The organism is Veillonella sp. 3310, from assembly GCF_003999875.1.
GTDB lineage: Bacteria > Bacillota > Negativicutes > Veillonellales > Veillonellaceae > F0422.
The window spans coordinates 109173-120828 of sequence record NZ_RQVJ01000006.1 but is presented as its reverse complement, the minus strand read 5'-3'; the positions used below and the strand labels follow the sequence as shown (position 1 = coordinate 120828).

The 11656-nt window shown below is 40.0% G+C and carries 10 protein-coding genes and 4 tRNA genes; all 14 read right to left on the bottom strand.

The genetic code is table 11. The features are described 5' to 3' along the window. Positions 1-2 precede the first annotated feature (2 nt). The 14 genes from EO127_RS07840 to EO127_RS07775 all read right to left on the bottom strand — a co-directional run bounded on the left by EO127_RS07840 (position 3) and on the right by EO127_RS07775 (position 11591). A tRNA-Glu gene (locus tag EO127_RS07840) sits at positions 3-77 on the bottom strand. A gap of 12 nt (positions 78-89) precedes the next feature. Beyond that, positions 90-165 (bottom strand) — tRNA-Lys (locus EO127_RS07835). Between the two features lie 6 nt (positions 166-171). Next, positions 172-246 (bottom strand) — tRNA-Gln (locus EO127_RS07830). A 6-nt stretch (positions 247-252) separates the two neighbouring features. Then, positions 253-328 (bottom strand) — tRNA-His (locus EO127_RS07825). Between the two features lie 580 nt (positions 329-908). Further along, entirely contained in the window at positions 909-2234 is a 1326-nt protein-coding gene (locus EO127_RS07820) for an FAD-containing oxidoreductase (RefSeq protein ID WP_127448829.1), read from the bottom strand. A gap of 229 nt (positions 2235-2463) precedes the next feature. Continuing rightward, positions 2464-3312, bottom strand: coding sequence for a polyamine aminopropyltransferase (speE, locus tag EO127_RS07815; RefSeq protein WP_127448828.1), 849 nt, complete (start codon positions 3310-3312; stop codon positions 2464-2466). Between the two features lie 3 nt (positions 3313-3315). Beyond that, a complete protein-coding gene (locus EO127_RS07810; RefSeq protein ID WP_127448827.1) occupies positions 3316-3960 on the bottom strand; it encodes a hypothetical protein in 645 nt (214 codons plus the stop codon). Continuing rightward, the gene (locus EO127_RS07805; RefSeq protein WP_127448826.1) at positions 3960-4391 is read right to left on the bottom strand and encodes a peptidylprolyl isomerase; all 432 of its coding nucleotides are present in this window, start codon (positions 4389-4391) and stop codon (positions 3960-3962) included. The genes EO127_RS07810 and EO127_RS07805 overlap by 1 nt, the downstream gene beginning before the upstream one ends. Continuing rightward, complete coding sequence (locus EO127_RS07800; protein ID WP_127448825.1) at positions 4391-5092, bottom strand: ThiF family adenylyltransferase; 702 nt, start codon at positions 5090-5092, stop codon at positions 4391-4393. The genes EO127_RS07805 and EO127_RS07800 overlap by 1 nt, the downstream gene beginning before the upstream one ends. 1 nt (position 5093) lies before the next feature. After that, positions 5094-5468: a VOC family protein gene (locus EO127_RS07795; protein WP_127448824.1), complete on the bottom strand. Its 375-nt coding sequence runs from the start codon at positions 5466-5468 to the stop codon at positions 5094-5096. Between the two features lie 63 nt (positions 5469-5531). Next, on the bottom strand, positions 5532-8696 hold the full coding sequence (locus EO127_RS07790; RefSeq protein ID WP_127448823.1) for an AAA family ATPase: 3165 nt from the start codon (positions 8694-8696) through the stop codon (positions 5532-5534). Continuing rightward, positions 8693-10051: an exonuclease SbcCD subunit D gene (locus EO127_RS07785; RefSeq protein ID WP_127448822.1), complete on the bottom strand. Its 1359-nt coding sequence runs from the start codon at positions 10049-10051 to the stop codon at positions 8693-8695. The genes EO127_RS07790 and EO127_RS07785 overlap by 4 nt, the downstream gene beginning before the upstream one ends. 2 nt (positions 10052-10053) lie before the next feature. Further along, positions 10054-10899, bottom strand: coding sequence for a deoxyribonuclease IV (locus EO127_RS07780; protein WP_127448821.1), 846 nt, complete (start codon positions 10897-10899; stop codon positions 10054-10056). Positions 10900-11171: 272 nt separating this feature from the next. Next, the gene (locus EO127_RS07775; RefSeq protein ID WP_062401787.1) at positions 11172-11591 is read right to left on the bottom strand and encodes a Fur family transcriptional regulator; all 420 of its coding nucleotides are present in this window, start codon (positions 11589-11591) and stop codon (positions 11172-11174) included. Positions 11592-11656 lie beyond the last annotated feature (65 nt).

Here is an 11656-nt window from a genome sequence, read left to right as displayed (position 1 = left end):
TATGGTGACCCGTGGGGGAATCGAACCCCCGATACCGCCGTGAAAGGGCGGTGTCTTAACCGCTTGACCAACGGGCCATGTTGAGTAAATGGTGACCCACCCGCGACTCGAACGCGGGACACCCTGATTAAAAGTCAGGTGCTCTGCCAACTGAGCTAGTGGGTCATAAAATGGCAGGGGTGGATGGGATCGAACCATCGCATGTCGGAGTCAAAGTCCGATGCCTTACCGCTTGGCTACACCCCTGTGTTGTGGGGTGAGTAATGGGGATCGAACCCATGCATAACGGAGCCACAATCCGCCGTGTTAACCGCTTCACCATACCCACCACAGGATATTTATTCTGTTTAGCACTGTCGTGCCTTACAACGATATTTAGTATATCAGTTAATGTTTTTTGTGTCAACCACTTTTTAAAAAACTTTTTTAACTGTTCTACTTATCTCATATCAATCACTAGGTCATAACATGAGCACCGCTGATGTTTTTAAAGTATATCAAATAATCTTTTTCTTGTAAACCCCTTTTTAATATTTTATTTTCCACTTTTATCATGGAGTACTCTTTCTATTTCTACTTACATTTCTATCATTTTTTTCTCTTATATACTCTCATTTTACTTTTGTTGCCTGCTAATTCAAGTATATTTTCAACATTCATCTCATCTATAGATATCCCTCATTATCAACCGTATATAGATTATTAAGATAGTCTATAGATTAGCTCTGTATGTTTTACTTACTATATACAAAATTAGAGGAATGTCGATTGTTTGCTATCAACATTCCTCTAGTTATTTTGGGACTATTTTACTATTTCTATTTTGCAGTGCATATTTTTAATATCTTAGAGCATTATATAGCATCTAGTTTACCCACTACCATCTTATATCATTAGTAGCTTCTTTGTTAAATTAGCTTAGCTAAATCATTTAAGTTTTCACCCATTGTTGGATGTGTAAAGATTTGGTCACGTAAGTATGTATACTTAATATCGTTGTCCATCGCCATTTTAATGATGTTAATTAACTCTTCGGAATTTTTACCAAACAAAGTAGCACCTAGGATCAAACCAGTATCCTTGTTTACTGTTAATTTAAATACACCACGTGGATCTTGATTGACTGCATGACGTGGCATATTGTTCACTGGTAATACCGCTGTCACAGCATTTGGGTATTGTGCCTTCGCCTCTTCTTCATGTAAGCCTACATGTGATAGAGCAGGCGTGATGAAAGTAGAATATGGCACATGTGTACGATTACCTAACTTATAACTTTCATCACCGTGTAATACACGATTTACAATACGGAAGTCATCTAAAGATACATAGGTAAATTGTGGGCCCCCATTTACATCACCTACAGCAAATACATTAGGAACAGATGTCATTAATGTATCATCTGTAACGATAGATCCATTAGGACGCACTTGGATGTCTGTATGTTCTAATCCAAGACCTTCTGTGTTTGCTTTGCGACCTGTAGCATGTAACAAAGCATCGAATACAAACTCTTCTCCACTTTCAGTAACCACTACTACAGTATCCCCTACATTTTTAATTTCTTTTGTAATAGCATTGAAATGGAAGTGAACACCATCTTCTTCCAAATATTGTTGCGCCAATGCAGCTACATCTGCATCTTCACGTTTTAAGATTCTATCGCCACTTTCAAAAGCAGTCACCTCAGCACCTAAGCGTGCATAGAGGTTAGCGAACTCAATGCCAATGTTGCCGCAACCAATGATGCCTAACCGTTTTGGTAATGTAGGAAGAGCTTGCAACTCAGTGCTATTGTACACAAATTTTGATGTAGATAGTCCTGGGATTGGAAGTACTACATTAGTAGCACCTGTATTAATGATGATAGTTTCAGCTGTCAATGTTTCTACACCGTCTGCTGTTGTTACTTCTACCTCTTTATTGGAAGTAAATTTACCATGACCAGTGTAAACGGTTACATTTGGATTGGATGTTAACATGTTTAAGTTTTTTGCATTCAACTTGCCTACGACTGTATCACGAGTTGCTTTAGCTGCTTCATAACTTTTACCTTTATCAGCGCCAACAATCATAGTTTTAGTCGGAATACATCCGATATTAATGCATGTACCACCATACATAGCTGGATCTTGTTCAATTAAAGCAACTTGTTTTCCTTCTTTGCCAAATGTGGCAGCTAATGTTTTACCAGCTTTACCAAAGCCGATAACGAGTAAATCATATTGTTTCATAATTGTCTCCCCTTTTGTAAATTCACATGAATAAAAGTGTATTATATATATTTCATTAGTAAATACAATATTGTTCTTATTGTATACCTATTTACTAGGAAATTCAATATTATTTATCACAAAATATTGATTATTCAATATAACATCCTTATTAACAATAAAACTAGCACCTTCATGAAGAAAGTGCTAGCTCATTATGACCCATCTATAGCATTTCTAAGTACAAAGACTATTCTGCAATTCTTGCTTGTAAATATTGTTTTACAAATGTTGGCAATACGAATGCAGATTTTTGGATGCCATAGTTATAGTATTTAGTTGTAAAATCTTGGGCGCGGTTTGGATCCCACTCTAATGGATCATATTTTTTTGAGCCCATAGTAAAGCAATGCATACCTGTCGGATACAATGGAATAAATGCTGTATATAGACGAGTCACAGGGAAATGTTTATTCACATAGTAGAATACATCAGATACTAGCTCTTGATGCATCACAGGAGATTCTGTTTGTTGTACAAACAAGCCGTCTTCCTTCAATGCACGATATGTATTTTTGTAAAATTCTTCTGTAAATAAACCTTCACCAGGACCAATTGGATCAGAGCAATCTACGATGATTACATCATAGAAATTTTCTTTTTCCGCTACATGACCAATACCATCACCAATAGTTACTGTTAATTTAGGATCTTGGCGAATCATAGCGTCAGCAATAGAAGGCAAATATTGTTTTGCCAATTCCACTACTTTACCATCGATTTCAACCATTGTCACTGTTTCTACACAGCTATGGCGTACACATTCCCTAGCAACGCCACCATCACCACCACCGATGATCAATACGTGTTTAGGATTTGGATGAAGGAACAATGGAATGTGGCTCATCATTTCATGATACACAAATTCTTCTCGTTCCGACGTTTGAAACACACCATCCAAAACAAGCATATTACCGTATTCTAAGCTATGAGCGACTTCAATTGTTTGAAAGTCGGATTTTCCAGAATATAAAATTTCATCCACTTCTGCGCATAACGCAAGATGAGGGGATTGCATTTCTTTAATCCATTGTGTCATGTCTTACTCCTCACATTGTGGCTGGATGTATAAAAAAGCTCCACCCAGCAAATTATCTTGTAACCAACGGCGTAGGGAAAACGTTCGTTCTATACCTTCATCATAGACAACACATCGTGTGTCATCATTGTTGACTTGCATGGATACGATAGGAACCCAATGCCATGTAGATAGACCTTCTTCCTGCCCACGATGACGATTCAAAAATGCGACAGGACAATCTTGTTCCAAACCACGTTGGATAAAGGCTGTTACTTCCTCTACTGTATAAGGACTTCCTTTCAGAGGAAAAATCGGCAATCGTTCCACTATATAGGCCAGATTGCTATCTGCCATATATTGCTTCACACCTTGTTCCCACCAAGTACTTTTATAGAGTCCACCACCATAACGAGGGCGCACGTATTCCCATACTTGATTCATCCGTTCCAAGGCTTGGTCTCCGTCTGCAGCCGTCTCCACAGGTAAATGACCATCACGGAAAAGCACATAGGAAATTACCTGTGTAGCCGTGATCGGTCCACAACCAGCCAATCGTTTCCACGCATCTGTATACCATTCTTGGTCATATCCATAGGAAAAATTCCCATCTTTTTTCACTTGTAACCATTCAGGATGCTCAATACGATAGCGTTTGATTCCTGCCATTAGTCTTCTACTACCTCAACAGTTTGCATACGGTCACCTTGTTGGATTTTATCCACTACATCCATACCTTCGATAACTTGTCCGAATACAGTGTGAACGCCATCTAAATGAGGTTGTGGTTCGTATACGATAAAGAATTGGCTACCTCCAGTGTTAGGTCCACGATGAGCCATAGATAAAGCGCCACGAACATGTTTATGTGGGTTGCCTTTAGTTTCGCAAGGAATTGTGTAACCAGGGCCCCCTACGCCAGTACCCATTGGGCAACCACCTTGTGCTACGAAACCAGGGATGACACGATGGAATTTCAAAGTATCGTAGAAACCTTCTTTGATTAATTTTACAAAGTTAGCTACTGTGCCAGGAGCTTCCTTTTCAAATAATTCGATAACAATGTCACCGTATTCCATATGAATAATTGCTTTTTTCATTACTGTACCTCCAAAAAAGTTCTAATCACGTGACCCGCTAAATGCAATCCTGCTACAGACGGAACAAAACCGCAGGAACCTGGACTTCTAGAATCATCATCTCGGTTCGGTGTCATCGGTTGTTCTGTTGAAAATAATACAGTTTGCTTTTTAATACCACGACGACGTAATTCTTTACGCATCACCTTCGCCAATGGGCATGTATGGGTCTTACTAATATCTGTAATCTTCAATTGGTCTGGCCACATTTTGTTACCTGTGCCCATAGAAGATATACATGGTATATGACTATTATAACACGTTTCGATGATGGATAGTTTAGCACTTACCATATCAATAGCATCAATTACAAAATCCGGGTTAATATCGGTGATGAAATTTGGATGACTTTCACCAGTATAGACCATATCATAAGCTTCAATATGTAGATTAGGATTGATTGCTAAGGCTCGCTCTTTTGCCATCTCTACCTTGCGTTGACCTACAGTACTTGGCAACGCAATAAGTTGGCGATTAATATTACTCACTGTTACTTGGTCGCCATCAACAATGACAATATGACCAACACCTGAACGCACTAACGCCTCTAACGCAAAAGAGCCAACACCACCGCATCCAAATAGCAGGACTTTCTTACCTTGCAAAGTTTTAATTTTTTCTTCCCCTACCAACCACTGTAGGCGAGTTAACATATGCTCCATATTAATAGGCTCCTGCGGGAATAATTTCGGTCCAATATCCATCTGGATCAGCGATAAAATAGATACCCATCGCTTCATTTTCATAAGCTACACAATTCATAGCCTTATGTTTTACCAAAGCACCTTCATAATCATCTACATAGAATGCCACATGGAACTCATTGTCACCTAAATTGTATGGACGATCCCAATCACGTAACCACGTTAATTCTAAACGATGCGGATTCGTACCATCTCCTAGGTAGACAATTTTAAAAGATCCATCATCTCCATCAATATGGTCTACTTCTTCTAATCCTAAGGCTTCTTTATAAAAGGATAGACTCTTATCCAAATCTTTCACATTAATATTATTATGAGCAAAGCTAAATTTCATACTTCCTCCTTAATTCCTAGTAAATAACAGTATTATTCTAACATAGGTACTACGGGAATACAATCACTGTACTTGAAAGTAAGCCCTGCTCCCCTCATCGTTTTTTGCCACCACCAAATGTGCACCAATTTGTTGTTGTAATTCTGGTACATGAGATATAATCCCCACCAGTCGACCTTGGGATTGCAATGCCACCAAAGTTTCCATTGCCACATCTAGTGTATCTGGATCCAAAGTACCAAAGCCTTCATCAATAAACATAGTGTCTAGATGAATCCCCCCTGCATACGATTGGATGACATCCGCCAAGCCCATGGCAAGCCCTAAGGATGCCAGGAAAGTTTCTCCACCGGACAACGTATTGGCAGGACGACTCGCCCCTGTATAAGCATCAAAGACAGCGATGTCCAAACCTCGGGCACCACGTCCCCCTTCCTCTAAGGATCGTTCTAGTCGATAACGACTACGACTCATATCATGAAGTCGTAAGTTTGCCGCACTCAACACTTCTTCCAGGATAGCACCGAGAACATAGCGCTCAAAGCTGACGCCCTTCATGCCAGAATCGCCACCATTCGCTAAATCGGCTAGCCCAAAAACAAAGGCCCGACGGTCCGACAACACTTTGGTAGTCGCTTCTAACTCCAAAATCTCTTGGATTGTTTTTTCCTTACCAGTCACTTGCGACTTTAAAATACCAATGACTTCCCCTAAATCTTTCAATTCTCGCTGTAAGCCGTCAACCAATTCTTTATCTATTTCCTCTGGCACGGTAGCATAAACTGCTATATTCTTTTCTACTTCGTCTAACAGGGCGTTTAACCGTAATGTTTCATTGTGATAGGCATTAAAGGTTTCTTTCCACACTGGCAGTTCATCAAATGCATGAGATTCCTGTTTAAATGTATCGATGGTAAGAGATTCCGCTGCTAATACTTGTTCCATATCCTTGCACATGCTATCTATATCGTGCGCCATACGATCCTGTTGCGCTTTGAGGGCACCTAGTTCTGCTGCGAGAACTGTTTTTTGCTCCTGACATGTTTGTCGCCCTTCGTCTATCGCTTTACGATCCGCTTCATACCGTTTCAGAGACTCTGCCAGTCCTTTTACCTCTGTTGTATAGGATTCCACTGTAAAAGGAGCAATGCTAGTTTCAATTCGAATCATTTCTGTTGTTGCATGTTGTATTTCTTGCTGTAAGGACTCTAACTGTCCCTCTAGAGTTCTTAGTTCTAATTGCTTGGTGTGAACATCGCTTCCCTCAGTTTGTATGGTCTGTTGCAATACTTCCAAACTTTTTTCTAATGTTAGCTTTCTTGCTTCTCCTTGGACTAACTCTTGTTGTATCAATGTGAAAGTCTTATCTATATCCGTTTCAGTCACATTTGCATCCCACCAGGAGAGACGTTCCGCTACCGTTTCTATCTCTTTGGCTTGTACTGTTCTATCCAAGATATGTACCAACTGCAAGATAGACGCTCTTTGAACGCCTGCTGTTACCTTTGGATATGTCTCGCACATTCGGTTCCATTCGTTCGTATATCGTTTCACTTCTTCTTCACTGTGAGCTAATTTAGTTTCTATAGTTGCCACCTGTGTTTGACTCTCTTGGAACTCTTGGCGGAGTCTATCTACCATTTCACGTACAATCTCTTCCGATGGAGCTTGTGCTAACTGTGGATGGTCGAGGGAACCACATACAGGACATGGCGCTTGTTCTTCCAATTGCAAACTCACTTCATACGCTTGGTGTTGTCGCAATAATTGCTCATTATGATGGAACAGCCCTTCGCGAGTCCTGCACACCTGACGTTCTTTGTCCAACTGTTGACTATGAAAAGTTCTAGCATCCCAAGCGGTTTCGAGTTTGTTGACAACCCCCTTTAAGGAGTCCCACCAACTACGCAATTCACTGGTGCATAATTTCTCCTCACCTACCGAAGTATAACTTTGTAACTCACGGTTCATGTCTGAAAAAATCGTGCCTTTTCGTTCCAACTCTAATTGACTTGTGATAAGTGCCTGTTGCAACGCCTTTTGTTCTTCCATCTGCTGCACTTTGTCCGTTTCTAAGGTATTCCGTTTTTCAAAAACCTCACGATATCGCTCTACTTCTTGTTGCAAAGCTTGTAATTGATGGTATTGCTCTTGTTGTTTTGTATAGGTATCCTCTTGAGCGATGAACTGTTGTAATTGACTGTCCCACTGTTGCAAGGTGTTCTCTACAGATTGTAAGGAATCGTCCAAGGTACCTAACTTGTCTACATTCTTTCTGAAAGTTTCTTGTAATTTTTCATATTCTTTCATGCGGATGCGAACTTCTTGTAAACGTTCCCAACGGCTAATAGTCCCCCCTAAGGCAAGATGCGCCGCTTCTCCCTCTTGATGGCTAACTAACGCCTGAGTATACTGCTCTTTGCGCGCTAATAAATTGACGTAATTTTCATACTTTACATAGGCCGCTTGCAATGACTCATATTGGTGTTGCTTCTCCTTCCGTTCCCCTTCACGCTCAATTAAACACTTACGCTCTTCTTCCACCAACGATACTAAATCTTGTAACGTATCTACTGTATAGGTACTCAGCAAAAACTCAACCTTTTGCAATGTATCTTGAATCCCTACGGTAGCTTTAGCCAATTCTTCCTTCAGTACATCCTGCATTCGTTTATATATAGATGTTTTAAAAATCGTGTGTAATAGCACTTCCCGTTCTGATGTAGGTGCCACTAATAATTTTCTAAAATCACCTTGTGGTAATAGGACAACTTGTAAAAATTGATCCACTCGAAATCCAATAATCTGCTGCACATAGTCACGGATTTCTTGGGCTTTCGTAGTGAGTAGTTTCCAATCTTCATCAATCCATTCACTGATGGCAGCCGTAGCCAATACCGTTCTTGTACCAGTACCACGCTTTTTTTGCAGTTCTTGCTTCGGCGTTCGTTCCATCCGATACCGATGGTCACCTACTTGAAACTCAAACATCACGGATGTAGGTGTAGTAGCATCTGCATAATCACTGCGCATATCTGACCCATCACGAAGACCACCACTTGTTTGACCATATAGAGCATATACAATGGCATCTAATATACTTGTTTTTCCTGCCCCTGTAGGCCCTGTAATCAAAAACATAGATTGATTGGCTAGCACAGCAAAATCAAGGATCACTTCCTTAGGATAGGGACCAAAGGCAGTCATTTCTAGTCGCAAGGGTCTCATATTTCTTCCTCCCTTAATACACGATGCCACAAACCTTCCATATAGTCTAATTCTTCTTGTGAAAGTTCTTCATTCCTAGCTTCCTTGGCAAATTGCGCAAATAAATCTCGCTCATTTAATTCCTTGAATCGTTTAGCACCCGTTGTATCTCGCACTACTTCCATGCGACCTACCAATTCTAATCGCATGCAATAAGGAAATACTTTTCGCAAGCGCCGCATACCATCCACTACAGGTGCCGTATCTAACAAGCGCACTTCCACATAATCATTATGATGCTGTGTATGGAGACTTTCATTAGCTAGTAAGTCATCAAAATAACCGGTAAGGCTTACAAACTGTCGACGCCCTACAATAGGAATTTCACTGATGGTTGTAGCCCCCTTACTATCCATATCAACGATAGTGAAGCTTTTGCTATACCCCACCTCATCAAAGGAATACGTCAACAAAGAACCACTATAGCGAATATGGTCCGCCCCAATTCGTTGTGGTTTATGTAAATGCCCCAATGCCGTATAGTGAAAGTCTTTAAATACCGTAGTCGGCACTTGTCCTGAGCCGCCCACTAACAAAGGGCGTTCCGATTCACTTTCAGCACCACCTGCCACAAAGGCATGGGCTAGACAAACACTGCGATAGCGCTGTGAACGACTCGTCGCATAGGATGCCCACTGTTGATACGCATCTGCAATAGTCATGTTGTATTTGTTTGTATCAATGCGTATATCATTTTCCACAGTATTGATGCTAGAAATCTCAGTATTATCTATATAAGAAGAATTATCTAGATTCGTAATACTTTCATCACTTAAAGAAGCAAATAAATCTGCTGATTCACATTTGACTCGACGTTTCTTGCTAGGCTTACTAGCTCCGACATTCATTGTAGACTCTATAGTTTCACCAACAATGCCTACTCGATTCAGTTCTGTCTGTATGTCTCGCACTTCCCCATAGGGTAATGCCCACACATCAAGTTGACCGTGTGCATCTTGAAATGTTATGGGTTTCATGCCTTGGTGGGCATGTCCTAGCAAATGGATGCCATGTGTTTCCCAGGCACTACGCCCCATAGCAAGACGTGGGCCACTGTCGTGATTACCTGAAATAGCTACCATGGGAATCTTCTCTGTAAAGGCTAATCGATGGAGTATAGAATCCCACAGCTCAATAGCCTCAATAGGTGGCACTGAGCGGTCAAAGACATCCCCACTGAGTACTACTAAATCAATCTTTTCCTCTTTCAACAAAGGAAAGAATTGGTGTTCCAGCACATGGGCTTGGTCTGTTGTTAAATGTTCATTATAAAATAGTCGTCCCAAATGCCAGTCTGCTGTATGTAGTATGCGCATACTTACACCTCGTTTGCATAAATCTCCCGTAAGATAGAAATTTCTTTTGCATATCCATCTAACTCATTTGGTGTTTCTAAATAGAATGGCAGATGACGTAATTTTGGGTGGATAATAAAGTTAGCAATGGCCTCAATACCAATATGACCTTCCCCGATTTTTTCATGGCGATCTTTATGAGCTCCTCTAGGATTTTTGGAATCGTTCAAATGCACCGCATGGATTCTATCTAGCCCTACAAAGTGATCAAACTCTTCCAACACACCGTCTAAATTTTCAATGATATCGTATCCACCTTCATGAATGTGACAAGTATCCACACAAACACCAATGTATTCTTTGTGTTTTACTCCATCAATAATACGTGCTAACTCTTCAAAATTACGCCCTACTTCCGTACCTTTCCCTGCCATAGCTTCTAATAGAACGGTAGTTTTCATACCTGGAAAAATCACTTCATTTAACATGTCTACGATATATTCGATGCCTTGGTCCACACCTTGTTTCACATGGCTACCTGGATGAAAGTTATATAAATGACCTGGCAAATATTCCAATCGCTCTAAATCTTCACACATAGAATTTTTCGCAAATTCACGGAGCCCTGGATCTGCTGCACAAGCATTTAAAGTATATGGTGCATGTCCTAGTAGTTTCCCAAATTGATGTTCTTTCAGGAATGCATCTAAGGCTTTCATATCTGCTTCGTCAAAGGCACGTGCCTTACCACCACGAGGATTTCTCGTAAAATATTGAAATGTATTGGCACCAATAGACAGTGCCTCTTTCCCCATATGTAAATATCCTTTGCTAATGGATAAATGACATCCAATTGTTAATTGACTCATGTATAACTCCTTATTACTAATATTCTGTATAATTAACTCTAATCTCTACCATATTGTAAACTGTGTTCTTATTAACTTCTATCTCTACAAAGCATTTCCTGTACTAGCACACCTACATGGTTTCATCTTTATGACACACTATTCTACTAGTAAGTATATCATGAGCCAATAAGACTTATATAGATATAAAAATAAGGGATAATTGTTTATTATAAGCAATTATCCCTTATTGAGCTGTTTCTAATCTAAGACTAGACGGTTTCCATTACTAATTAATGTGAGCTTTTACGCAAACATTCTGGACAAATGCCTTCAAAAGACACATGAAGTCCTGTAATTTCATATTCACTGTGGCGTGCCACTTCTTCTCTTAGACAATTCACTTGTACATCGTGTAAATCATTAATACGATTACACATTGTACACCGTACGTGTGGATGATTTCTTGTATCCCAATCATATCGGCTACAATCATCGCCCAAGTCTAAGACACGAACTATACCAATGCGTTCAAAAATCTCCATCGTTTTATATACAGTTGCCAAGCTCATACTTGGATGGTCTTCCCGTAAACTTTGGTAGATCATTTCCGCAGTGGGATGGTTGTTTTCTGCGTAAAGAACATTATAAATAGCAATACGCTGTGGCGTTACTTTATAACCTTCTTCTCGCAATTTTTGTGCAATATCCATAAAGCACATCCTTTCCACTTGGAAGCAAAACTGTGAGATTAAAACACTGTAACTCTATTTATATT